Here is a 24,231-nt window from a genome sequence, read left to right on the forward strand (position 1 = left end):
AATAGGGTTAGATATTTTAAAGGTCGGGAATATGCCTCTTTTTTGTCATTTTGTCAATGACAATGATTGAATCTTTATCTTAAAGATAAATTAATCCAACCAGACTTGGCTATCTTCAACCAGACTTGGCTATCTTCAACCTAACTCGTGTAATATGGTGCGCAATTCTAGCAGTAATTGTTAGCCAGTGACAGGGGGAAAATCAATTCTTGAGACTACTCGCCTGAAATGTACCGCTCAGATCAGGGGGTGTTTTGAGTAAAGCTTTATTTAAGTCAGGCATGATAGTGAGTGCTATGACGTTGATTTCTCGTGTGTTGGGTTTAGTCAGAGATGTGGTTATCGCCAATCTTATGGGTGCTGGAACCAGCGCTGATGTTTTTTTCTTCGCTAATAAAATTCCAAATTTTCTAAGACGTCTTTTCGCTGAAGGTGCTTTTGCTCAGGCATTCGTTCCGGTTTTAACTGAATATCAACAGAAACAGACTTCCGAAGAGATTAGAGACCTACTGTCTAAGGTCGCGGGGACATTAGGCGTTATCATTACTGTGGTTACGCTAGTTGGTGTTATCGCTTCTCCGGTATTAACGGCGCTTTTCGGTGGCGGCTGGTTTCTTGCCTGGATGAATGGAGAGCCTGATGGGGCTAAATTTGAGTTAGCATCCTTGATGTTGAAGATAACTTTTCCCTATCTCTGGTTTATTACCTTTACCGCCCTTGCTGGCTCTATTTTAAACAGCCGAGGGCGATTCGCCGTGTCGGCATTTACGCCGGTATTTTTAAATATCGCCATTATCGGTGCCGCTATCTTTCTCGCACCTCGTATGGAACAGGCCGAGATTGGACTGGCTATTGGTGTATTTGTTGGTGGTTTAATTCAGTTTTTGTTTCAAATCCCTTTTCTCTTAAAAGAAAAAGCCTTAGTCAAACCCAGCTGGGGTTGGAAACACCCTGGTGTGACTAAAATTCGTACCTTGATGATACCTGCACTCTTTGGTGTGTCTGTCTCTCAGATAAACCTGTTATTAGATACTTTCATTGCCAGCTTTCTGATGACGGGCTCTATCAGTTATCTCTATTATGCCGATCGCTTGCTCGAGTTCCCCCTAGGTTTGTTTGGTATCGCAATCGCAACGGTTATTTTGCCGGCTCTGTCTAAGAAGCATATCAATGCCGAAGGCAAGGGGTTTGAGTCCACCATGGATTGGGGGGTGAAAGCCATCTTATTTCTGGGGATGCCTGCCATGTGTGGTTTGATTGTGCTGGCTAAACCTATGTTGATGGTGTTGTTTATGCGTGGTGAGTTTACTCTGCATCATGTTGAAATGGCGTCATATAGCTTAGTGGCTTACGGCTGTGGCTTACTGAGCTTCATGTTGATTAAGGTGTTGGCGCCTGGTTACTATTCGAGGCAAGACACTAGGACACCGGTACGCTATGGCATCATAGCTATGGTCAGCAATATGGTGTTTAACCTGATCCTTGCTTTTCCCTTTGGTTATGTCGGTTTAGCCATGGCAACTTCGATGTCTGCACTACTCAATGCGGGTTTACTTTATCGTGGCCTGCATAAGGCTGGTGTCTATAGAGTGAGTAGGCAAACTGGTTTTTTCTTTATCAAGGCGCTGTTGTCTTGTGGTGTCATGGTCGGTTTACTGCTGTCCTTTCTTCCGTCCCAAGAAGTGTGGGTAGGACAGGTGTTTCATGAACGAGCCTCGACCTTGCTATTACTCATAGGGGGAGGTGGAGCTAGCTACCTTATCACTCTGGTGATTTTTGGAGTCAGGCCCTGGAAAATAAAAACTGGCTTGTAATTCTGTGAATTCATGTCAGACATTGAGTCCAGCGAGCCGTTAAATGCCTCCTTAATTTTGGAGGCATTTTACTCTTTGATTGTTTATTAAAATCGACATCAATTATCTCAGGGAAAGATCCTTGCTGATTATCCTCTTCAGCTGGTATATAATCCGCCCACTCAGGCCTGCTAGTTATGTAATGTAATGGAACTAATCCGCGGTATACACAATATTTTACCTGCACATCACGGTTGTGTTCTCACTATCGGCAATTTTGATGGCGTGCATCGAGGCCATGCTGAAGTCATCGCTAAGTTAGTCAAGAAGGCGAGACAGTTAAATGTCCCCGCAACCTTGATGACGTTTGAGCCTCAGCCGCAAGAGATGTTCAGAGGTGATAATGCGCCAGCTAGGCTCAGTACTCTCAGAGATAAAATTATTTTACTCGAAGAGTTGGGGATCGACAGGTTAGTATGCATTAACTTCAATGCTAATTTTGCTGATCTATCGGCGCAGGACTTTATCGACAAATTATTGGTTGAGTCCCTTGGGGTTAAGTACCTGGTCATAGGGGATGACTTTTGCTTCGGTAAGCAGCGCAAAGGTAACTTTAAGATGCTTCAATCGGCAGGAGAAAAACACCAGTTTGCCGTGGTGAGTACCCAAAGTTTCGTTTTAGGCGACAAACGAGTCAGCTCCACCGAGATTAGAAATCAGTTGGCGAAAGGCAACTTGGAACAAGCAAGGCGTCTACTCGGCCATCCTTTTACCTTGTGTGGTAAAGTTGCCCATGGGGAAAAACTCGGCAGGACTTTAGGCTTTCCTACTGCCAATATAGCGCTTAAACGTCAAGTGTCTCCAGTTAGGGGGGTATTTGCCGTTAAGATGTATTGGGATGACAGTGATATTTATGATGGCGTGGCCAATGTGGGTTTTAGACCGACAGTAAATGGTCAGGTCTGTCAGTTAGAAGTACACCTGTTTGATTTTGATGATGATCTTTATGGTCGTACCGTCGAAGTTGAGTTGGTTGCTAAGATTAGAGATGAACAGCCATTCAAATCATTGGATGCGCTGAAAAAACAAATTAACAATGACGCTGACAAAGCCAAGGCTCTGCTTGGCAATGATGCAGGCTAACTGCTTGGCTAAAATTAATGGTATAGGATCAATGAGCGACTATAAATCTACTTTGAATTTGCCGGAAACTGAGTTTCCGATGCGTGGTAATCTGGCTAATCGTGAGCCAGAGATGTTGAAATCCTGGGCAGCAGACGGGCTGTATCAAAAGATCCGTGATAGCCGTATTGGCCGTACACCATTTATTTTGCATGATGGTCCTCCTTATGCCAACGGCGATATTCATATCGGTCACTCAGTTAATAAGATCCTCAAAGATATTATTGTAAAATCTAAGACGCTATCCGGTTTCGATGCGCCTTATATTCCGGGCTGGGATTGTCATGGTCTACCTATCGAGCTAAAAGTTGAGCAGAAAGTGGGTAAGCCTGGTCATAAGGTTACCGCTAGCGAATTCCGCGAGAAGTGTCGTGAATATGCGGCTAAGCAAGTCGATGGTCAACGTGATGGTTTTATCCGTCTCGGGGTGTTTGCCGATTGGTATAAACCTTATCTGACTATGGATTTCGGTACCGAAGCCAACATAGTGCGCTCACTGTCTAAGGTGATCGAAAGTGGTCACTTGCATAAAGGTGTCAAGCCCGTGCATTGGTGTACCGATTGTGGTTCGGCACTAGCAGAAGCTGAAGTTGAATATGAAGATAAGAAGTCTCCGGCTATCGATGTTGCTTTTGTTGCAACAGATAAAGCAGCACTGCTGGCGAAGTTTGGTGACGTCGAGATTGAAACTGATGTCTCTATGGTTATCTGGACTACGACCCCTTGGACCTTACCTGCAAACCGCGCACTTTCAATCGCAGCGGATATTGACTATTCACTGGTTGAGTTTGTTAAAGACGATGCTACCAGAGTCATTATCTTAGCTGAGGCACTTGTAGAGTCTTGTATGGAGCGTTATGGGGTCGATTCTCATAAGGTATTAGCTCAAGTTAAAGGCCAAGAATTAGAGCTTTTACGCTTTAACCATCCTTTCTATGGCTTCGATGTGCCAGTTATCTTAGGCGACCATGTCACTGTCGATTCGGGTACGGGTATTGTTCATACTGCACCGGGTCACGGTCAAGACGATTTCATTATTGGTCTGAAATATGGTTTAGAAGTTGCTAATCCAGTCGGCGATAATGGCGTTTATAAGTCAGACACTGAAATTTTTGCTGGACAGCACGTATTTAAAGCCAATGCGAATGTGGTGACTCTTCTTGAAGAGAAGGGCGCCTTAATCAAGCACGAGAGTATTCTTCACAGTTATCCTCATTGTTGGAGACACAAGACTCCTATTATCTTTAGAGCGACACCTCAGTGGTTTATCTCTATGGACAACAAAGGCCTGAGAAAGCAAGCTTTGGGCGAAATCGAGAAGACTAAATGGATCCCTGATTGGGGTCAGAGCCGAATCGAGAAAATGGTAGAGAACCGTCCGGATTGGTGTATCTCGCGTCAGCGTACCTGGGGCGTTCCTATTACTTTGTTCGTTCACCGTGAAACCGAAGACTTGCATCCTGATAGCATCTCCTTGATGGAGCGCGTTGCTAACAAGATCGAACAGAAGGGCATTCAAGCCTGGTGGGATCTTGATGCGGCAGAGCTTCTGGGTGACGAAGCAGACCAATACCGTAAGGTGACTGACACCTTAGATGTCTGGTTTGACTCTGGTTCTTCATTCTCATCGGTCGTTGCTGCTCGCCCTGAATATCAGGGGCACGGTATAGATCTTTATCTGGAAGGCAGCGATCAGCATCGTGGCTGGTTTATGTCATCTTTGATGATATCGACTGCGATGAATGGTAAAGCGCCATATAAGCAAGTGCTTACTCATGGATTCACCGTCGACGGCAAAGGCCGTAAGATGTCAAAATCTGTGGGCAATGTGATTGCTCCGCAAACTATCACCAATAAGCTAGGTGCAGATATTTTACGCCTCTGGGTTGCTGGCACTGATTATAGCGGTGAGATGACGGTTTCTGATGAGATCCTCAAGCGTAGCGCCGATTCCTATCGTCGAATTCGTAATACTACGCGTTTCTTGTTAGCTAACATCAATGGTTTCGATCCGGTAAAAGACGCGGTAGCCATTGAAGATATGGTTGCCCTGGATCGTTGGGTGGTACGTCGCGCTGCAGCTTTGCAGGAGGAGTTGCTGGAAGCCTACGAGCAGTATAACTTCCACACCGTGACCCAGAAGCTAATGCAGTTCTGTTCGGTTGAGTTAGGTAGTTTCTATCTCGATATCATCAAGGATAGACAGTACACGGCTAAAGGCGATAGTCATGCACGTCGTAGTTGCCAGACTGCACTTTATTTGATTTCTGAGGCTATGGTACGTTGGATCGCACCTATTCTATCTTTCACAGCCGATGAGATCTGGAAGCTACTTCCTGGTGAGCGAGATGCTTATGTATTTACTCAAGAGTGGTTCGATGGACTTAAGTCGGTAACTCTAGAGTCAGATCTTAGTGATGGGTTGTGGGAGCAGTTGCTTAGCGTCCGTGGTGAAGTCAACAAGGTTATTGAGCAAGCCAGACGTGAAAAGCTGATCGGTGGTTCATTGGAAGCTGAGATCACCCTATATGCCGATGAAGCGTTATCTATAGCGCTAAACAGTCTGGGTGATGAGTTAAGATTCGTTCTGCTGACGTCTAAGACACAAGTACTTGCTTTATCAGCAGCGCCAAATGATGCGATTGAAACTGAGCTTGCATCGCTTAAACTTGGCTGGTCGAAGTCTGAAGCTGCAAAATGTGAGCGCTGCTGGCATCACAGGGAAGACGTTGCTCAGGTTGAAGCACATCCAACTCTTTGTACTCGTTGTGTTACTAACATCGAAGGCGAGGGTGAAGTTCGTCAGTTTGCCTAACTTGCTATGCTAAGAGCCTGATAAATGTGTCAGGCTTAATACTTTGATGGACAGTGGCTTGAGTATTTCAGCTGCATTATATATTTGAACTATGGAAAGTGACGCTGCTATGCGTCATTTTTTTTAAGAGGAAGGCCCTATGCCAACTAATTGGAAAGAGAGCGGTATACGCTGGTACTGGGTGGTTGTACTGGTATTTATTGCCGATCAAGTCTCTAAGCAATGGGTCTTAGCTAACTTTGATCTTTATGAGTCTGTACAGCTATTATCTGTGTTTAATTTTACCTATGTGCGTAACTATGGGGCAGCATTCAGTTTCTTGAGTGATGCCGGTGGTTGGCAGAAATGGTTATTTACCTTTATCGCAGTGGGCTTTAGCGCCTTGCTGACGTTCTGGTTGAGAAAACAGCCAGCGCAGATGTGGCGACTCAATCTTGCCTATACTTTAGTTATCGGTGGTGCCTTAGGTAATCTTATCGATCGCCTGCAACATGGATACGTGGTCGATTTCTTGGATTTTTATTGGAATAAGAGTCACTTTCCAGCGTTTAATATTGCAGATTCTGCAATTTGTGTCGGAGCTGCACTTATTATTGTGGACTCATTTATCTCAGATCGCCTCGAGAAACAGAAAAAAGCGCAAGATGAAAAAAGTGCTGCAAAGGAGTAATTGAATTGACTGATGTACGTTCTATTTTATGTCATATGAATATCGTGCTTGAAGATGGCTCTACCGCCGATAGCACCAAGGCTTCTGGTAAACCTGCGAGGCTTAATATCGGTGATGAAAGTTTAAGCCCGGCTTTTGAGGCACAGATAAACTCCTTGGAAGAGGGTGATAGCCATAGCTTCACCCTAGAAGCTGTCGATGCCTTTGGTGAGTCTAATCCAGATGCAATTCATTATATGGATAGAAGTAAGTTTCCCGGGGATATGGAACTCGAACCTGGTGTTATTGTGAGTTTCGGTGGGCCGGGTGGCAGTGAGATCCCTGGCATAGTTCGTGAAGTGGCTGGTGATTCGGTGACGGTCGATCTTAATCATCCTTTAGCGGGTCAGGTACTTACGTTTGAGCTAGAAGTGATACAGGTACTTTAGTGTATGAATAAAGCAAATAGTCTACAGATAAAACTTGCCAATCCCAGAGGCTTCTGTGCCGGTGTCGATAGAGCCATCAGCATAGTCGAGCGTGCACTCGAGCTGTTTTCTCCACCTATCTATGTTCGTCATGAAGTGGTGCATAACCGTTATGTGGTCGAGAATCTTAAAGAGCGCGGCGCCGTATTTGTCGAGGAACTGGATCAGGTCCCCGATGACAGTATTGTTATCTTTAGTGCACATGGTGTATCACAGGCTGTGAGAGCCGAAGCTAAGCGTCGCGGCCTTAAGGTGTTCGATGCGACTTGCCCTCTGGTAACTAAGGTTCATCTTCAGGTCACTCGGGCCAGTCGTAAAGGAGTCGAATGTATCCTTATTGGGCATGCCGGACACCCGGAGGTTGAAGGCACCATGGGTCAGTACGATAACCCTAAAGGGGGCGTATTGCTGGTCGAATCACCAGCAGATGTCGAGTCTCTTGTGGTTAAAAACCCAGATAATTTGTGTTTCGTCACTCAAACTACCCTGTCTATGGATGACACTGCTGGTGTCATAGCTGCGTTGCAGAAGCGATTCCCATCTATCGAAGGGCCGCGTAAAGATGATATCTGTTATGCCACACAAAATAGACAGGATGCGGTTCGTAACGTAGCCGATGATGTAGATCTGTTTATTGTTGTAGGGTCACAAAATAGTTCTAACTCGAATCGTCTAAGAGAGCTGGCTCAGAAGCGTGGCACAGAAGCGCATCTGGTAGACAATGCAGATGATATAAACGCGACTTGGTTCACTAATGTGACTAAAGTGGCGGTAACTGCGGGTGCATCGGCTCCTGAAGTACTGGTTAAGCAAGTTATTGATGCTATTGCCGAGTTAGCACCAAGCGTGATAACAGAAGTCGAGGGGCGCAAAGAAGATACCGTCTTTGCTGTGCCTGCGGAGCTGAGATAGAAACCACAGAAAAACTGATGGTTACCATAAAAAAGGAGGCTTAGGCCTCCTTTTTTATGGTCTGAAATTTACGTAGAGTCTAACAAGTAGCATTCTTAGACACTAATATTACTAGCGGGCAACATTCGACTAAACTATGATTAACCTATATCATAGTTTAGAATGCTAACTTACAGATTTATAACAGGTAAGTTATCAATTAAAGCGTCAAATATGTGGCGATTGAAGGGAGTTTGACGCTAATGAATCATAAATCCAACGGATTCTCACTTGTTGAAGTTTTAGTCTCATTAGTCATTCTCGTGATTGGCTTGATTGGTATTTTTAATTTACATCTGGTTGCCAAGAGAGGCAGCTTCGAATCTTTCCAACAGACACAAGCATCCTATTATGCCATCGATATTATCAATCGAATGAAGCTCAATAGAAGCCAGTTAGTTGGCTATGCAGGTACTTATGCCGGCAATCTGTCTGAACCCAGTCAGTCTTGTGATGTTGCTCTTAATGTTGGCGGTGGCAATGCAGGCATCACCTGTACGAATGTTCAGACTCGTGCATGGGATTTATACGGCTGGGAGCAGTCGATGAATGGGGTGGGTGAAACCAAAGGTACCCGCTCTATTGGTGGTTTGGACACTCCGACTGCCTGTATCCAGGTATCAGGTACTGGTGACGTATTAGTTGTGATGACCTGGAGAGGAATTCGTGCTGTTTCCGATGGTGCAGCCAACGCTGCAGATTTTGTTAAATCTTGCGGCACAGCAAACAAACGCAGAAGAGCCTATTCAATCAGTACGGTGATTATCTAGTTTGGTTAATTTTATGAGTAATAAATTAAAAGTTCAGCAAGGCTTATCTTTAGTGGAGTTGATGGTAGCTATGGTTATCTCACTGTTTTTAAGTGCTGGCCTGTTTTCAATGTTTAATATGTCGGCCACGAATGTGATAACGACCAGTCAATTTAATCAGTTGCAGGAGAATGGCCGCATTGCGCTGGCTTTGATGGAGCGTGATATTAGTCAGCTTGGTTTCATGGCGGATATGACAGGTACCGATTTTATTATAGGGACTAATACCCAGATCAATGCTGTTGCCATTCCCGCCGGCAATGATTGCATCGGGGGGGGGGCTAATAACGCGAGTCTGCCAAATAATAATCCGGCTCATTTTCGGCGACTTTGGGGGTATGAAGAAGGGGCTTCACTCGAGTCGTTTGCCTGTTTGACTGGGGTTTTGACTTCGACAGATGTTTTACAGATCAAACGATTAGTCGGCCCTTCTGTTGCAGTGCCTAATGATAATAATCGCTATTACATGGGGACTACTGCAAACCAGGCGGTAATTTTCAGCGGTGACCAAGTCACCCCGGCGATGAACAACGGTCGCTTCTGGGAGTATCAACATCATATTTACTATATACAGGAAGACGATGGAGTCCCGGTACTGCGACGCCGCGTGCTGAGAAATGGTGGTATGAAAACTTCGGGCAGTTACGAACAACTTGTGGAGGGGATCGAGAATATTCGAGTGCTCTATGGTTTCGATAACGATGGTGATGATACCGCCGATAGTTTTATGCCTGTACAAAATGTCACTAATTTAATGTGGGATAACGAGTTATTTCAACGTCTCGTAGCCCTGAGGATATTCATATTAGTCAGATCAGTCGATGAGGATCGAAATTTTACTAGCGAGTCCCGTTATCAGTTGGGTGACAAAATCATCGCTGCCGCTAATGACCATTATAGAAGAAAGGTGGTTTCAACCACCATAGTACTCGAAAATCCGGTATTGATAAGGAACTAGGGGAAATCATGAAGAAACAAGAAGGTATGGTACTTTTTTTCTCCTTGATAATACTGATCATCATGACCGTTATTGGCGTTGCACTCGCCGTTAATTCTAGCCAGTCGATGAAGATGGCTGGTGCCGGCTCAGAACGTGTCGAAGCCATGTCTGCTGCTCAAGGAGCACAAGATAGGGTGGTAGCAAATAACCAAGGGGCAACCATGGCTAACATAGCCGGCACTATGACAGTGGTTGACGCGGCTTTAGGGGTTACTAATACTCTAAGTCCCTTAGCTGATGGAGATGTTAACTGCCAGAGAAGCACAAAAGCTAGCTCGGCGAATCTAGTAAGTTGTAGACGGATAGAGGTTTCCAGCGTTGCAACATTTGGTAAGAAAAATTTGGGGCAATTGACCGTCGTCGCTGGCGTTGAACAGGAAGTATTAACCGGGAGTTAGTTATGTGGATTAAACGTTTTCTATGTGCCGTTATCGTGGGTTTAGGCATGATATCGGGAGTGACTCATGGAGATGATACTGAACTCTATGTATTTGAGTCATCAGCACGTTCCGGTGCAAGACCGCAGGTTCTGATAATCTTCGATAATTCTGGAAGCATGGATACGAGTGAGTATACGGAGACTTTTTACGATCGCGGAGAAACCGTCAATGATTCGACAAAACTCTATTACAGTAAAGGTGGTGTTGGGGTTCCGGAAGTCGATAGTAATAACTATATTCTCCAAAGTGTAAATGGTTGTAAAACGTCAAAAGTATATCTGGAATCTTATGGTTTTTTTACCGGTTTTATTAGGGAATATGGCTTTACAGGTGAAAATGGTACCTGGACAGAGTTACCCGATGAGCTAGGCAGTATAGTTTCACATGTGGATTGCTTCGAAGATTTCGAAGATGCTGCAGCTTTACAATTCAGCAATGCTACTGGGATTTTCGATGGTTTTCCTGTAGACAGTTTAGGTTCGAAATCTTCGCCAATTCCTTATACCAATGTAACTAGCAGTTCATCATCTTCAGATAAAACCGCAGCTCTTGATAAAGCATTTCTGACAAAGTTTGGTATAGGTAAATCTGTTACTTTTTACACACAAACTTATATTGATTGGTATCACAGCACGAAAAGTAAGCGCTGGACGACTCGAATGGAAATTGCCAAGCGAGTCATGGAAGACACTGTTGTCACGACACCCAGTGTTGATTTTGGATTATCGGTATTTAATTATAATACAGGTCGAACTAGTGATGGTGGGCGCATAATCTCAGGAATACAGAGACGAAATGCAGCCAGTAAAAAGACATTAGTTGAAACGATTAATAATTTAGATGCTGATACTTGGACACCGCTTTGTGAAACCTTGTATGAGGCCTATCGTTACTTTTCTGGGGGTAAGGTTAAGTTTGCTAAAGAAGCAGGAAGTTTAAATCCAGAACGAGATAGAAGTGTCGAGGATGGTAACTATTATATCTCTCCATTTGGTGAAACTCAGTGTTCGAATCGCTCTTATGTCGTTTATGTTACCGATGGTTCTCCTACTCGTGATTCGGCAGCGAATAGTCTTGTTAAGAATATGTCTGGTTATCGCTCAGCCGATAGGGAGGATGGTAGTTACCTTCCTGCACTTGCGAGTATATTAAATCGCAAGGATGTGAACACAAATTTAGAGGGTGATCAATTTGTTAGTACTTTTACCATCGGATTTAGTGATGGTGCCGATGACGCTGCTCCCATATTGAAGAAAACGGCAGACTTAGGCGGAGGTGCATACTTTGCTGCAAAGGATGCGACTCAATTGCAAAGTGCACTCTCACAAGTTTTCTCACAGATTTTAGAGGTCAATGCGAGCTTCACTTCACCTTCCATTGCAAGTAATAACTTCGATAGAACTCAAACATTTGATTCTGTTTACTACGCCATGTTCTTGCCCAATAAAGGACCTCGTTGGATGGGCAATATCAAGAAGTTTAGGGTGACAGGTAGTGGTGATATCGTCGATAAAAATGGTGCCCTTGCAATAGGTACAGACGGTAACCTTAAAGCATCCTCGTGCTCATATTGGACCCCAAATTCAGTCTGCTCAGGTTCTAGTGGAGGAGGTGATGGTAATGATGTCCGAGTCGGCGGAGCCGCACATACTTTGAGGGGGGCTGCTGTAAGGACACTTTATGGTAACTTAGGTACAGGTGGCTCGTTAAAATCACTCACAAAAAGTAATGCTTCCAGTGCTGCTGGCGGCGACAGTGCATTAGCTGCGTATATGGGAGTTAATAGCACTGAACTCAATAAGCTATTTGATTGGGCTAAAGGTAAAGATGTAGACGATGATGACAACGACAATAGCACCAGTGATATTCGTGACGATGTACTAGGTGATCCGCTGCACTCAAAGCCGTTGGCCATTAACTTCGGAAGCTCATCATCACCTGACCTGCGAATATTGGTGGGGACAAATCATGGCTTCTTACATATGTTTAAGGACTCGGGAGATTCAGTCGCTGAGTCATGGGCATTTATGCCCTATGAGTTGTTACCTAATTTAGTCGAATTACGAGCGAATGTTCCCACCGGAGTACACTCAGTCTATGGGATGGATAGCCCTCCAGTGGCCTATGTGAAAACGGGCTCAGGCGGAATAGAGAAGGCTTGGGTATTTACAGGGATGCGCCGTGGAGGCAAGTCTTACTATGCTATCGATATTACTAGTCCTGATTCTCCTAGTTATATGTGGAAAATTGATTCAGATAGTGCAGGCATGAGTGAGCTTGGTCAAACTTGGTCAGAACCTGTTATTACCCTTATCCCAGGCTGGCCAATAGGTAATACCGATCCGGAAACTGCTTCACCTGTACTTATTTTTGGTGCAGGTTATTCTCCTTCATCAAAAGATCCTGCTGCTGTCGGTTTACCTGATGCGCAAGGTCGCGGTGTATTTATTGTCGATGCTAAAACAGGAGTGTTAGTACACGCTTTTGGACCTACTTCAGACACCAAAATGACCCAGATGCCTGGGATTAGCGACAGTATCCCTAACTCTGTCGCTGTGTTAGATGCCAATGGTGACCGATTAACCGACAGAATATATGCGACCGATACAGGTGGTAATGTTTGGCGTATGGATCTGCCTAGCGGCAGCCCTAAAGACTCGACTAATCCATGGACAGTATTTAAGTTTGCCGACCTTGGCGGTGGAACTTTAGCCTCTGATAGACGATTTTTTTCAGAACCTGCAGTGGCACAAACGGTATTCACCAATCTGTCTGAAGTTGATGTGACTATTGGCGAAACCACGACTAAAACTAAAACATATCAGAATGTCGCTTATGATGCGGTAGTCGTTGGCACTGGTCATAGGCCTCATCCGACAGATACTTCGCGCTCAGATATGTTCTACATGCTTCAGGACCGACATGTCATATCCCGCTCATTCAACGGGGCACCCGGTAATGAAGTACCGGAAACACTGACTTTAGCTAATCTTTATAATGTGACATCAGCAGCCCCTTCCTCTGATGCTGATAATATCAGCTTCGGTTTAAAGCGAGGCTGGTATTATGGTTTTGGTGGTGTTGGTGAGAAGAGTCTGGCTGGTGCTTCAATCATTGAAGGCCGAGTTTTCTTTACTTCATATGTTCCCGGGGACACGGCTTCGAGTACTCAATGCCTAGTCTCTGGTGTAGGACGACTTTATGGGTTTGATCTTCATAAGGGGACTCGTTCCTATACTCATGAATATCTTGAAATGGGAGAGAGAGTGCCGGATACCCCTCAATTGGTTATTCCTCCGAACGGAAATGGAGATTCCTATATGTACCTGATTGGCATCGGTGCAGCCGGTGATGAGATGAAAAAAGCTGACGGTGGTGGTGGTGGTGGCGGTGATGGTTGCCCTCCAGGTGATGAAAAATGCGTGGGTGGTGGGTTAGGTGTGAACCGTATTTATTACCATATTAACGAGTAATGATTGCAATATGATGAGTGAAAATCGGATGAATAAAATTAAAGGTTTTAGTTTAATTGAGTTGATGATTGCAGTGGCTATTATGGGGATTTTAGCCGCTGTGATCTATCCAACTTATACAGACTTTGTCGCTAAGGGAGGCCGAGCCGATGGTTTAGCCGCGGTAATGCGAGTCGCCAACCTACAAGAGCAGTTTTATCTGGATAACAGGCAATATGCTACAGATATGAATGATCTAAACCTAGGTGCAGATCCCTATGTTATTGATAGTGGATTATATAGCGTAGATTCAACAGGAACGACTAGCTTTATCGTCGTAGCAACGGCTCAAGGGAAGCAGGCTAGTCGAGATAGCGCATGTATCACTATTCAGATTAATGATATCGGAGAAAAGTCACCTGCGGAGTGTTGGGAATGAATAAGTCACAGTTAACATATTTAATATTTTCTTTTATTGCATTTGCACTATTAGTTAACTCGTCATCTGTTAATGCGGATGATAAAAAAGCTGAAAAACTTGAATATAAGTGCTATTTGAAGACGACTAAGGGTTATGAAATTGCTTTCTATAGATGGGAGGTAAAGAATTTCACAAGGAACATGGCCAAATTGCCGTCAAGAAAGCTCCCGGGTAAGCGTATTTATATCAAGGACGTTGAAGAGTGTGTAGAGCTTGATGCTTCATTTACATTAGGCGCAGCTCAAAAGCTAGATGAAGAGACGGCAAGATAGGCTTAGTTACAGTTTAGGTTGGTTGCTGTGCTAAATCTTGCTGTTCCAGAGGCATTAATTTGCAGACCCATAGTTTCATCACTCACCTTACTACCGGGACAGTAGATAAATAAGCCTGCACTGGTGAGTCCATCGGTAGTGAAATTTATTGCGCTGGGGGCAAATGAAACAAAATCGCTAGAATTAAAAGGACCTACTACGGTCAACACCTCGTCGTTGCCATCGATTTGATTTGGGGCGCCGTTATCGAGAAATATTTTGAACCCTTTACTCCAGTCTGCGTTACAGCTTCCTGATACTATTGGGCACATGGTCACTCTAGAGCCGTAGCTAACGGCGTGGCTTCGCGCAAACTGTAAAGATTGATTAACCTTACGTATTTGGCTATCAGTTCGATAGCCTTCATACATAGCTTTTAAGGAGGGCGCGCCGACACCGACTAAGAGCATAGCAACCACGAGTGTCACCATAAGTTCAATTAAAGTAAATCCATTTTGTATCGGTCGCATAACTTTCTCTCCTCTCAATTACAGTATTAAGTATAAGCGAGAACAGGTCTATTTACAGCACGAAAAAACAACTATTTAAAGCCAATATATTGGCTGCAAAGGGTATTTTGACTGTTTCAGTTTGTTTGTATTATTACTTAAAACTTTATTGCTACTTAGCCATTACCTGCACTCGATGATAGCGGCTTTCGAGAAGCGGATTCTCCCTGATTGGTTAATGATTACTGCTTTCGAGTATTCACTTCTTGTCGACGATGGGCAATATTTTAAGGTACCGTTGGTGCCAGAAGCTAGGCCATCGGCTTGAAATCTGATGGCGCTACGGTTATAAGTGACAAAATCCTCATGGTAGAAACTGGCGGTTTTCATCAGGACTTCATCTTGACCATCTATGACATTACTGGCTCCAGAGTCAATGAAAACGGTAATGCCAATCGTCCAGTCGTCGCTACACTGGTTTTCTATTATGGGACAAACCGTGACGCGTACGCCGTAACTGATGGCGCTATTGCGTGCCATTTGGAGTGTCTGTTGAATGACTCGAATGGATGAGTCTGCTCGATAGTGTGCATAAAGGGAGTTGAAGTTTGGAACTGCAATACTGATTAAGGTTGTAGATATCACTAGAGTGGTCATGAGTTCGACGAGTGTAAAACCATTATTTTTTTTCATATTCAGTCCTTTGAATATAAGTTCGATACATTTGCTTTTAAAAGGCCCGTGTTGCGTCCTGCAATCACATAAAATCTATGGCCAATAGTGAAAGTATAGTTAGGTTAGAAGAAATGGTAAGGCAATTTTATTGTTTAGTGGAAAGGAAATTGCTTCCATGAGATTGATTGGTATATTAACTTTAGTGAGTTCCAAGCTCGTGATAAGCTGGATCAATAATACAGATAAGCAATTTCTACCCTATAAGGAGCATTTGATGAAAAAGGTCGAGGCAATTATTAAGCCATTTAAGCTGGACGATGTTCGTGAATCTCTCGCTGAGATCGGCATTACCGGCATGACCGTTCTTGAAGTCAAAGGCTTTGGCCGACAGAAAGGGCACACCGAACTGTATCGCGGTGCCGAGTACATGGTGGACTTTTTACCTAAGGTTAAAATAGAGCTAGTGATCCAAGATGAGCAGCTAGACCGAGCCATTGAAGTCATAGTGGATACGGCGCGTACAGGAAAGATTGGTGATGGTAAGATTTTTGTCACTGAGATTGAACGTGTGATTAGGATCCGTACTGGTGAAGAGAACGAAGAGGCGGTATAACTCTCTTTATAAGCATTGGTAGATATTTATAAAAACGGCGTTGAAGAGCTTCCTTCAACGCCGTTTTTGATCTTATTCCGATTGGAATTAATATTTTAGCGACTAAAATCTATGTCGCTTTCGAAGATGAGTCTCTAATCACTGGCTCTGGTATGAATATCTTCGCCTGTGCAGACTTTTGCGAGCGTCTTTTCGCAATTAAGAGTTCAGTCGCCATCTGGGCTATTTTTTGATTCGGTTGATGTACTGTCGTCAGTTTTGGCCAGGTCTGTCTAGAGAACGGACTATCTTCGAAACCAACGATAGAGATATCCTTAGGGATATCCAATCCTTCTAAGCGTGCGGCAAATAAAGCTCCAGCGGCTATTTCATCGTTACAAGCAACGATAGCGGTAGGTTTGTTTACCCTGTTGAGTAAAATCTTTGCACCGGATACACCTGATTCGAAAGAATATTCGCCTTCAATAATGTTTTGTTCATCTAGCTCCAGGTTATTATCCTTTAACGCTTGGGTATAACCAGATAAACGTGCTTTGGTAGATTCGTGGTGTTGATCACCACTTAAAAAGGCGATGTTCTTGTGACCTAAGTCAATCAGATGCTGTGTGATTGAAACGGCTCCATGTTTATCATTCACAAGTACGGCTAACCCAGTGTTGCTATCGATTTTCTCTCCGGCAATGATTCGCACATAATTGGCATCAATTTCGTCCAAGGCTTGGAGGATTTTTGGGTCTTCCGAAAGCGGAGGCGTCAAGACTAATCCTGCTAGTCTTGCGTGCTTCACCATAGTGGTCAATTCATTGCAAATGTTATCAGACTTCGCATTGCAAGGATGAATGAGTAGCTCGTATCCAAGTGCTTTGCATGAGGACAGGATGCCATTTTGCATATCAATAACATAATAAGCGTTGGGATTATCATAGATAAAACCAATGACATAAGACTTAGTCCCTGCTAAGTTTCTCGCCGCTAAATTAGGTTGATAATCCAGCTCTGCAATGGCTTTATTGACTTTATCTATGGTTGCTTGTTTTACAGATGGCTCGTTATTGGTGACTCGAGAAACTGTTTTAATTGAAACACCAGCATGCTTCGCTACGTCATTTATTGTGACTTTCATACAACTAAACACTCGTTTTATCAGTGTGTTATAGGTAAGTTCTAATACTTGTAAAGATGAATGTACGTCTTTTATAATCAGGTTTACAAAGAACTTTATTTCATTTTGTTACAGCCTATAGTGCGAACTTTTACTTTAATTAGCAATCGGCAAATGTAATTTATCTCTGATAAAAATAATTTTCTTATAACTAATAACAACAACTTTTATCCTTCAACCCCGCATGCAACAAAGGTTTTACAAATGGGTAGTTGGTCGACACCTGTGAAAAAAATGTACAGATGAACCGATTTCTGTCGCTTCTGGTTATTTTCTTGTGGCGCCGGTGTAAATAATTGTGTAATGTTTGTACTAGACATGACAGCGTTGTCATTCCCTAAGGGGATGGTTATGGATACTAAAAAATAAAATAAAGTTATGGAAGGGAAACGAGATGCGACCATCTAATTTTAAGAAAAGTGTACTAGCTACAAATATAGCGCTATTGCTCGGTACTGCAGTCTCTATGTCTGCAATCTCAGCAGAAGCTGATTCGGCTGTAACGGCTGACGACAACATTGAAAAAATCGAAGTACGTGGTATTCGTGCTTCGCAACAGGCCAATTTGAACGCCAAGCGTTTCTCTGATGGTACTGTTGATGCTATTACCGCTGAAGATATCGGTAAGTTCCCGGATAAAAACGTTGCTGAGTCTTTACAGCGCATTCCTGGTGTAACTATCCAGCGTCAGTTCGGTGAAGGTGCAGGTGTTTCAATACGAGGTGCTGGTCAAGATCTGACCTTAACTACACTTAATGGTCAGAATGTTGCGTCAACAGGTTGGTTTGTATTAGAGCCTGCGAAGCGTTCATTTAACTATGAGCTACTCCCTTCTGAGCTTGTTGGCGATATAGAAGTTTATAAATCATCTCAAGCTGATCTAGCCGAAGGTGGTATCGGTGGTACGGTAATTATTAATACTCGTAAACCGCTTGATATGGACTCTCTAACTTTTTATGCTTCCGCCGAAGGTCAATACCAGAGTGACTCAGATACGGTAGACCCCCAGTTTTCAGCTTTGGGTTCTTGGAAAAATGATGATGAAACATTTGGTGTTTTAGTTTCAGGTGTTTTGCAAGATCGTAGCTTACAGCGCCAGGGTAACGAAGCTTTTTGGGAGTGGGGAGCAGGTCCCGTTGCATTTGAGCAAGAGCGTAAACGCTCGGCTCTTACTGCTACTTTCCAATATGCTCCAACAGATTCGCTAAACTTTGTTTTCAACGCTATAGATATGCAGATGGAAGCAAATAACACCAACTATGCACTTTGGCTTACTCAAGGTGATACATCTTGGTCTGGTGCCCCTGGTTCTGGTGCGTGGGATGACACAACCTGGTTAGGCGGTTGTGGTCTATGTGGTGGTGATGCCCCAAGTGCAGATGGTTCTGGGACTCAAGTTGCTGGTCCTTTGAATGTCGCTTTTTGGCAGGCTCGTCCACGTGAAGCGACAATGAAGTCTCAAGTATTCGATTTAAAGATGGAATACTCAGGTGATAGCTATGAATTTAGCACACAGATAGGCACAACAACGTCATCTGGCGGTACAGACTTTGAAATGGTTGTAGATGACGGGACGGGTGGCACACCAATCCCAGGTGGTACCTATGACTTTACTGGTGGAAGCCAGACTTGGGATACTAATGGTTTCGACATCGCAGCTTACGATCCAGGGTCATTAACCATGGGGACAGGTTCAAACTTTAACCGCACCCCAAAGACTGATGATGAAAGCTACATTCAAGCTGATATTAAATTCGATGTTGATTTCGGTGTGATCAATGCGATTAAGACAGGTGTTAAATACGCACAGCACAATACAACTTCTCGTCGCTATGAGTATATTCAGGCTGAAGGATTTGATACTAGTATTGCAACAAGCAGTGTTGCTGCTGGAACTATCGATGTCGGAGCCGGTGACTATCAGATAGCAAAGTTTGATCCTGAAGCGCTAAAAGCGTGGGCTAAGTCTAGCATCATTGGCGAAAATGAAGATTTAGGTTCATATCGTGAAGTTGATGAAGATAATTATGCTGCATATGTGATGGCGAATTTTGGTACAGACGGCATGCGCGGTAACTTTGGTGTTCGTTATGCTGGGACTGAAGCAACTTCAACATATTATCAAAGTGGCAAGAAAGTTTCGGATGATGCAAGCTATGGTGAATGGTTACCAAGCTTAAACGTAGTTTTCGACCTTTCTGATGATGTGATAATGCGTGCTTCAGCAGCTCGAGTTATGGCACGTCCACAATATGATGATATGTATGTTAACCCGAATGTTTTAGGCGCTGATGATGACCTGCCTGATAATCAGTACTGGGTAGTAGGTAATATTGGTCTTAAGCCATACGTGGCTAATCAAATGGATTTAGGTATTGAGTGGTACTTCAACGAGGACTCTTTAGTGTCTGTAGGCCTATTCTGGAAAGATATTAAGAACTTCGTAACTATCAATGAATACCGTGCAGATAGTGCAGACATTCCATTCGAAGGAACATTACGACCTGATGAAGAAGCAGCTGGTTGGACTGTTCAAGAGAAACAAAATGGTGAGTCAGCGATTATCCAAGGTGCTGAATTTCAGTATCAACAAGATTACGGTAATGGTTTAGGTTCTATTGTTAACTATACCTACACTGATACAGAGACAGGTGAGAATACTTACACTGATATGAATCCTTTCTTGAGTGATAGCTCAGAACATTCATATAACGTGACAGGTTACTTTGAAAATGATCTTTTCCAAGTTCGTTTAGCCTATAACTGGCGTAGTGAGTACATGATCCGTGAGCAAGGTTCTTATGGAAATCGCTTACATGATGCATTTGGTAGCTTAGATTTAAGTGCTATCTGGCATGTAACTGATTATTTAGATATCAAACTTGATGGTAATAACCTACTTGAAGAAGGTTCGGTTCAGACTGGTAACAATAACTTCCAGACAAACCGTAGCGGTTTCACTGATGGTTTCCCTACATTTGAATATGAAATGGCTCGTCGCGTTACTTTAGGTGCGAGTGTAAGGTTCTAATCTAATTAGAATTAAGGTATAAAAAGGGAAGGGGGAGTTTAGCTCTCCCTTTTTTTTGTAAAAAATTCATTTTAAAAGAAGCCCTATCAAGGAGCCAAAGAAGATGCCTAATGAAATAACACTTTTAGAACCCAACAAGCATTCAGACGTTAAAGTTTCAAAACCCAACTATTCACAAGTTGCCAATCAACATATTCTCCCTATCACCCTTCATGAGTTCTCTAGAGCAGCAACTGAATACCCAATTGTTTTTGTTAAAAATAGTGAAACAGGTCAGTTCCAACCTGTCGTCATGCTAGGTCTCCAGCCTGAGCAAAATTTAAGTGTGGTTAATGGTGAGTGGATAGGAAGCTATATTCCTAACATTGTAAAAGATTACCCATTTGCTGTTGTGTTAAATGCAGAGCAGCCTGAGAAAATATGGATAGGGATCAAAGAGCAATCTGCTCAAGTAGGGACTGAAGTGGGTGAGCCCCTTTTTAATGCTGGTGAAGAAACACCTTTCTTCACTAAGCGTAGAGAAGAAATCGTACAACATTTCGAGCAAGAGCAGGCAACTCAAGCTATTTTGCAATTAATCGCCGAAAAGGGTTTATTCAGACAACAATCGTTGACTGTCAATATCAAAGGTGACCAACGTAATATAAATGGCTTATATATGATAGATGAAGCCAAACTTAATGACCTAAATGATGATGACTTTCTTGATTTGAAAAAAAGAGGCCTATTGGGACCCATCTATGGTCATTTAACGTCTTTGCATCAAGTCAATCGTTTAGCAAGAACTGAGGTTTCAAAAGGTTAATATAGGAGTCTATTAATGCCAGAAAAAAACAAGATCACTAAGGTATTAATTGTTGGTGGTGGAACTGCAGGCTGGTTAGCTGCGAATCATCTTGGTAAACGTTTTTCTGATCTAGATGGGCCTAACATTGAGGTGACTTTGATTGAGTCACCTAATATCCCTAATATTGGTGTAGGGGAAGGTACAGTGCCTATGATGCGTGAAACTTTACGTTATCTGGGAATCGATGAAGGTTATTTTGTCCAATCTTGTGATGCTACCTTTAAGCAGAGCATTAAATTTGTCGATTGGCTATACAACCCCAAAGAGAAAAGTCACTCGTATCACCATCTTTTTGATTATCCTGTGAGTCATGATTCTGCTTTTTATTGGCATAAAACATCTGCTTCGAGTCGTGATAGTTTTGCCAATTCTGTATCTGTGCAAGGTGTGTTAGCTGATGCAGGTTTTGGGCCTAGACTTGTCACTCAACCTCAGTTTCAAGGAGTCACTAGTTACGCTTATCATCTGGATGCACGTAAGTTTTCAGCGGTATTAAGGCTTAATGCCTTATCCAAATTTGGCGTATCCCACATTCTTGATGATGTGCTTGAGGTCACTCTATCTGATAATGGCGATATTTCTACTGTGTCAACGAGTCAGAATGGGGAGTTAGAGGCTGATTTATTTATCGATTGTACAGGGTTTAGTGCGCGGCTTATTGAAAAAGCTTGCAAGGTACCATTTGTCGATAAAGGGGACGTACTGTTTGTTGATTCTGCGCTAGCCGTTCAAGTTCCCTATGAAAAAACTGATGATGCAATTCCTTGCTTTACTTTATCGACAGCTAAAGAAGCTGGCTGGATTTGGGACATCGGCTTAACTGAGCGAAGAGGAGTTGGCTACGTCTATTCAAGTCGCCATAGCTCTAGGCAAGACGCTGAAAAAGTACTCTCAGAATATCTGGGCGGAAAAGTGAGTGAAGCTGAGTTTAGGCATATCCCCATGCGTATCGGTTATCGCGAGAAAGCTTGGCATCGTAATTGTGTTGCTATAGGTTTATCCGGTGGGTTTGTTGAGCCTTTAGAAGCGACGGGTTTACTTGTTTTTGATGTAACTTCAAGAATGCTAGCTGAGTGTATTCCTAATAAGTTGAGTAGTATGCCTTTAGTTGCTGAACGCTTTAATAAGCGGACTGCAGAGACTTGGAATAAGGTCATTGATTTTATTAAACTTCATTATGTGGTTTCTAAACGTAATGACACTGAGTTTTGGAGCGATAATCGCAAAGAAGCCTCTATACCAGATTCTCTGAAGCAAAAGCTTGCTCTATGGTCCTCTGAGCTGCCCAATCGTTATGATTTCACTTCGACTCTTGAGATTTTTAATCTAGAGAATTACCAGTATGTACTTTATGGGATGGACTTTGATACAGACTTAGGCTGTTCTGAAGTTTCAAAAGATGGCTTAGATAAATTCTTATCTGAACAGAATAAGATTGCTGAATTTATTCATCAAGCTAAAACTCAGCTTGAGCCTCATCGTGAGTTAATTGACAAAATTCATAAGTTTGGCATACAAAAAGTGTAAATATTAAGATGAAGGAGATATCTAGTGTCTCCTTCATCTTATTGTTTTATCTAGAGACCTGCTTTAAAAACTCAGAATGTAACATGGTTGATTTAACGGCTTGTTCTTGTTGTTGCGCTAACCTCTGTAAAATATTTTGAATTTCATATCCCGAAGCCGGTTGACTGAGGTCAGGTGTATGATCCATTCCATATAAGATAAAACGATAGTTTTCATCATTGAAAATGGTGCCATAGCCACCAGCCAAATCCATAAATTCACAGGTCTTGTTACGCCATAATTCAAGTTTTTCAGGTAAGCCCTTAGCATAGGCTGCTGTTTTAGCCGCCTGCTTCCAAAACTCAGTATCGTCCCGATCGCTGAGACAGTAGTGCAATATGATAAACTGCCTCAGGTCTTGGTATATCCCATTTAATGTCTTGTTATAGGAGTCTCGAACCGGTTGAGTCGGGGCATTTGAAGATAAATGGGTCGCTAATAAACGAGCTCCAAGATTGACAATATGTAGCCCTGTTGATTCAAGAGGCTCTATGAAACCACCGGATAAACCAATGCTTATGCAGTTACCTATCCAAAACTCTTTTCTACAGCCTATCTTCATATCAAGGTGGACAGTTCTTAGGATTTCTTGGCTATCACCAAGGTGTTCTAATAGCTCTGCTTCCGCTTCCTCTTTTGTTAGTCTGTTCCCATCATACACATAGCCAGTCCCTTGACGGTTTGAAAGATCTATTTCCCAGGCCCAGCCGTTAGTCAAAGCTGTTGCAAGGGTATAGGGTTTAGGGGGTTGGCCCAATAGAGGTTTTCTTTGGATTGCAACGGCTTTATTACAAGGGAGTTCTTGTTCAAATGATTGCCAATTATTTTCCCTTAATGATTCTATTAATAAGCCTTTGAAGCCCGTGCAATCAATGAAAATATCAGAGGTAAATTCTCCCTTATCTGTAATGATTGAAGTAATGGTTTCACCATTAGTTTTAACATGTTCCACATTAGCTTCAATATGCTCGACACCAGCTGCGCAAGCTTTCTTACGAAGGTACTTCCCCATTAATATCGCATCTAAATGGTAACCGTAAGGAACTATGCCTTGGTACTGAGGTGAAGTCGCTGCTTTAGGGCAGTTTGCGTTGCTTATTAGTTCAGATGAGATACTTGTTGCTTGCGCGTAGCTAACGCGTTTAGGAGACTGAATCCATGCTGTTGCATTATCTAATGGACCCGCAGGCCTTTGTTGCTCGAAAGGGTGGAAATACTCATGGGTTTGACCATCCTTAGGTTTCATCCAATTACGGAACATGATTCCGCTTTTCAACGTTGCGTTAGTTTCTCTTAGTAGCTCGTTCTCATCTAAGCCCATAGCGGCAAAGAAAAATCTGATACTGTGTACTGTCGCTTCACCTACACCAATTGTACCGACGTCTTTACTTTCTACTAGTCTAATCTTTACCCTTCCTCCAGATTGATTGTAGAGTCGCTGCAAATACATAGCAGTCATCCAGCCTGAACTACCGCCGCCAACAATTGTGATACTTTTAATTGCTTCTTTAGCCATG

20 protein-coding genes are annotated in these 24,231 nt (G+C 43.1%); 16 read left to right on the top strand and 4 right to left on the bottom strand.

Annotated features, from left to right (window positions below):
* The first annotated feature begins 254 nt into the window (after window positions 1-254).
* From murJ to FS373_RS04085, 12 genes are all read left to right on the top strand, one after another.
* A complete protein-coding gene (gene murJ, locus FS373_RS04030; protein WP_152828822.1) occupies window positions 255-1,814 on the top strand; it encodes a murein biosynthesis integral membrane protein MurJ in 1,560 nt (519 codons plus the stop codon).
* Between the two features lie 186 nt (window positions 1,815-2,000).
* Window positions 2,001-2,936 (top strand): bifunctional riboflavin kinase/FAD synthetase, encoded by a 936-nt coding sequence (gene ribF, locus FS373_RS04035; RefSeq protein ID WP_144047678.1) that lies wholly within the window; start codon window positions 2,001-2,003, stop codon window positions 2,934-2,936.
* Between the two features lie 31 nt (window positions 2,937-2,967).
* On the top strand, window positions 2,968-5,790 hold the full coding sequence (gene ileS, locus FS373_RS04040; RefSeq protein WP_152828823.1) for an isoleucine--tRNA ligase: 2,823 nt from the start codon (window positions 2,968-2,970) through the stop codon (window positions 5,788-5,790).
* 139 nt (window positions 5,791-5,929) lie between these two features.
* Window positions 5,930-6,460: a signal peptidase II gene (gene lspA / locus FS373_RS04045; RefSeq protein WP_144047676.1), complete on the top strand. Its 531-nt coding sequence runs from the start codon at window positions 5,930-5,932 to the stop codon at window positions 6,458-6,460.
* Between the two features lie 5 nt (window positions 6,461-6,465).
* On the top strand, window positions 6,466-6,888 hold the full coding sequence (gene fkpB / locus FS373_RS04050) for an FKBP-type peptidyl-prolyl cis-trans isomerase (protein WP_144047675.1): 423 nt from the start codon (window positions 6,466-6,468) through the stop codon (window positions 6,886-6,888).
* A 3-nt stretch (window positions 6,889-6,891) separates the two neighbouring features.
* Window positions 6,892-7,839: a 4-hydroxy-3-methylbut-2-enyl diphosphate reductase gene (gene ispH, locus FS373_RS04055; RefSeq protein ID WP_144047674.1), complete on the top strand. Its 948-nt coding sequence runs from the start codon at window positions 6,892-6,894 to the stop codon at window positions 7,837-7,839.
* 242 nt (window positions 7,840-8,081) lie between these two features.
* Window positions 8,082-8,648 carry a type IV pilus modification protein PilV gene (pilV, locus tag FS373_RS04060; protein WP_144047673.1) on the top strand — a complete coding sequence of 189 codons (567 nt, stop codon included), beginning with the start codon at window positions 8,082-8,084 and terminating at the stop codon, window positions 8,646-8,648.
* A 13-nt stretch (window positions 8,649-8,661) separates the two neighbouring features.
* A complete protein-coding gene (locus FS373_RS04065; RefSeq protein ID WP_152828824.1) occupies window positions 8,662-9,645 on the top strand; it encodes a PilW family protein in 984 nt (327 codons plus the stop codon).
* Between the two features lie 8 nt (window positions 9,646-9,653).
* On the top strand, window positions 9,654-10,085 hold the full coding sequence (locus FS373_RS04070) for a pilus assembly PilX family protein (RefSeq protein WP_144047672.1): 432 nt from the start codon (window positions 9,654-9,656) through the stop codon (window positions 10,083-10,085).
* 2 nt (window positions 10,086-10,087) lie between these two features.
* Window positions 10,088-13,600, top strand: coding sequence for a pilus assembly protein (locus tag FS373_RS04075; protein ID WP_152828825.1), 3,513 nt, complete (start codon window positions 10,088-10,090; stop codon window positions 13,598-13,600).
* Window positions 13,601-13,628: 28 nt separating this feature from the next.
* Window positions 13,629-14,018 (top strand): type IV pilin protein, encoded by a 390-nt coding sequence (locus FS373_RS04080; protein ID WP_144047671.1) that lies wholly within the window; start codon window positions 13,629-13,631, stop codon window positions 14,016-14,018.
* Window positions 14,015-14,332 carry a TapY2 family type IVa secretion system protein gene (locus FS373_RS04085; RefSeq protein WP_144047670.1) on the top strand — a complete coding sequence of 106 codons (318 nt, stop codon included), beginning with the start codon at window positions 14,015-14,017 and terminating at the stop codon, window positions 14,330-14,332. The genes FS373_RS04080 and FS373_RS04085 overlap by 4 nt, the downstream gene beginning before the upstream one ends.
* 2 nt (window positions 14,333-14,334) lie before the next feature.
* On the opposite strand, the gene FS373_RS04090 is transcribed toward FS373_RS04085, so the two are convergent.
* Window positions 14,335-14,841: a GspH/FimT family pseudopilin gene (locus FS373_RS04090; protein WP_144047669.1), complete on the bottom strand. Its 507-nt coding sequence runs from the start codon at window positions 14,839-14,841 to the stop codon at window positions 14,335-14,337.
* 162 nt (window positions 14,842-15,003) lie between these two features.
* Window positions 15,004-15,513, bottom strand: coding sequence for a GspH/FimT family pseudopilin (locus FS373_RS04095; protein ID WP_144047668.1), 510 nt, complete (start codon window positions 15,511-15,513; stop codon window positions 15,004-15,006).
* Between the two features lie 256 nt (window positions 15,514-15,769).
* Here FS373_RS04095 and FS373_RS04100 point away from each other — a divergent pair, with 256 nt between their 5' ends.
* Window positions 15,770-16,108: a P-II family nitrogen regulator gene (locus tag FS373_RS04100; RefSeq protein ID WP_144047667.1), complete on the top strand. Its 339-nt coding sequence runs from the start codon at window positions 15,770-15,772 to the stop codon at window positions 16,106-16,108.
* Window positions 16,109-16,217: 109 nt separating this feature from the next.
* On the opposite strand, the gene FS373_RS04105 is transcribed toward FS373_RS04100, so the two are convergent.
* Window positions 16,218-17,231 carry a LacI family DNA-binding transcriptional regulator gene (locus FS373_RS04105; RefSeq protein ID WP_144047666.1) on the bottom strand — a complete coding sequence of 338 codons (1,014 nt, stop codon included), beginning with the start codon at window positions 17,229-17,231 and terminating at the stop codon, window positions 16,218-16,220.
* 433 nt (window positions 17,232-17,664) lie between these two features.
* Between FS373_RS04105 and FS373_RS04110 the strand changes: the two genes are divergently transcribed.
* The 3 genes from FS373_RS04110 to FS373_RS04120 all read left to right on the top strand — a co-directional run bounded on the left by FS373_RS04110 (window position 17,665) and on the right by FS373_RS04120 (window position 22,675).
* Window positions 17,665-20,301 (top strand): TonB-dependent receptor, encoded by a 2,637-nt coding sequence (locus tag FS373_RS04110; RefSeq protein WP_144047665.1) that lies wholly within the window; start codon window positions 17,665-17,667, stop codon window positions 20,299-20,301.
* 103 nt (window positions 20,302-20,404) lie between these two features.
* Window positions 20,405-21,106 carry a SapC family protein gene (locus FS373_RS04115; protein ID WP_144047664.1) on the top strand — a complete coding sequence of 234 codons (702 nt, stop codon included), beginning with the start codon at window positions 20,405-20,407 and terminating at the stop codon, window positions 21,104-21,106.
* 15 nt (window positions 21,107-21,121) lie between these two features.
* Entirely contained in the window at window positions 21,122-22,675 is a 1,554-nt protein-coding gene (locus tag FS373_RS04120) for a tryptophan halogenase family protein (RefSeq protein ID WP_144047663.1), read from the top strand.
* Between the two features lie 46 nt (window positions 22,676-22,721).
* Here the strand turns inward: FS373_RS04120 and FS373_RS04125 are convergent, their stop codons facing one another.
* Window positions 22,722-24,230: a tryptophan halogenase family protein gene (locus FS373_RS04125; protein ID WP_144047662.1), complete on the bottom strand. Its 1,509-nt coding sequence runs from the start codon at window positions 24,228-24,230 to the stop codon at window positions 22,722-22,724.
* Window position 24,231 lies beyond the last annotated feature (1 nt).

The sequence above is a fragment of the Shewanella sp. YLB-07 genome (genome assembly GCF_009377275.1).

What these genes read in the sequence shown, in the direction of transcription:
- ribF (WP_144047678.1), top strand. Translation starts at nt 2,001, where the DNA reads ATGGAACTAATCCGCGGTATACACAATATTTTACCTGCACATCACGGT.
- ileS (WP_152828823.1), top strand. Translation starts at nt 2,968, where the DNA reads ATGAGCGACTATAAATCTACTTTGAATTTGCCGGAAACTGAGTTTCCG.
- lspA (WP_144047676.1), top strand. Translation starts at nt 5,930, where the DNA reads ATGCCAACTAATTGGAAAGAGAGCGGTATACGCTGGTACTGGGTGGTT.
- ispH (WP_144047674.1), top strand. Translation starts at nt 6,892, where the DNA reads ATGAATAAAGCAAATAGTCTACAGATAAAACTTGCCAATCCCAGAGGC.
- pilV (WP_144047673.1), top strand. Translation starts at nt 8,082, where the DNA reads ATGAATCATAAATCCAACGGATTCTCACTTGTTGAAGTTTTAGTCTCA.
- FS373_RS04065 (WP_152828824.1), top strand. Translation starts at nt 8,662, where the DNA reads ATGAGTAATAAATTAAAAGTTCAGCAAGGCTTATCTTTAGTGGAGTTG.
- FS373_RS04070 (WP_144047672.1), top strand. Translation starts at nt 9,654, where the DNA reads ATGAAGAAACAAGAAGGTATGGTACTTTTTTTCTCCTTGATAATACTG.
- FS373_RS04075 (WP_152828825.1), top strand. Translation starts at nt 10,088, where the DNA reads ATGTGGATTAAACGTTTTCTATGTGCCGTTATCGTGGGTTTAGGCATG.
- FS373_RS04080 (WP_144047671.1), top strand. Translation starts at nt 13,629, where the DNA reads ATGAATAAAATTAAAGGTTTTAGTTTAATTGAGTTGATGATTGCAGTG.
- FS373_RS04085 (WP_144047670.1), top strand. Translation starts at nt 14,015, where the DNA reads ATGAATAAGTCACAGTTAACATATTTAATATTTTCTTTTATTGCATTT.
- FS373_RS04090 (WP_144047669.1), bottom strand. Translation starts at nt 14,841, where the DNA reads ATGCGACCGATACAAAATGGATTTACTTTAATTGAACTTATGGTGACA.
- FS373_RS04095 (WP_144047668.1), bottom strand. Translation starts at nt 15,513, where the DNA reads ATGAAAAAAAATAATGGTTTTACACTCGTCGAACTCATGACCACTCTA.
- FS373_RS04100 (WP_144047667.1), top strand. Translation starts at nt 15,770, where the DNA reads ATGAAAAAGGTCGAGGCAATTATTAAGCCATTTAAGCTGGACGATGTT.
- FS373_RS04105 (WP_144047666.1), bottom strand. Translation starts at nt 17,231, where the DNA reads ATGAAAGTCACAATAAATGACGTAGCGAAGCATGCTGGTGTTTCAATT.
- FS373_RS04110 (WP_144047665.1), top strand. Translation starts at nt 17,665, where the DNA reads ATGCGACCATCTAATTTTAAGAAAAGTGTACTAGCTACAAATATAGCG.
- FS373_RS04115 (WP_144047664.1), top strand. Translation starts at nt 20,405, where the DNA reads ATGCCTAATGAAATAACACTTTTAGAACCCAACAAGCATTCAGACGTT.
- FS373_RS04120 (WP_144047663.1), top strand. Translation starts at nt 21,122, where the DNA reads ATGCCAGAAAAAAACAAGATCACTAAGGTATTAATTGTTGGTGGTGGA.
- FS373_RS04125 (WP_144047662.1), bottom strand. Translation starts at nt 24,230, where the DNA reads ATGGCTAAAGAAGCAATTAAAAGTATCACAATTGTTGGCGGCGGTAGT.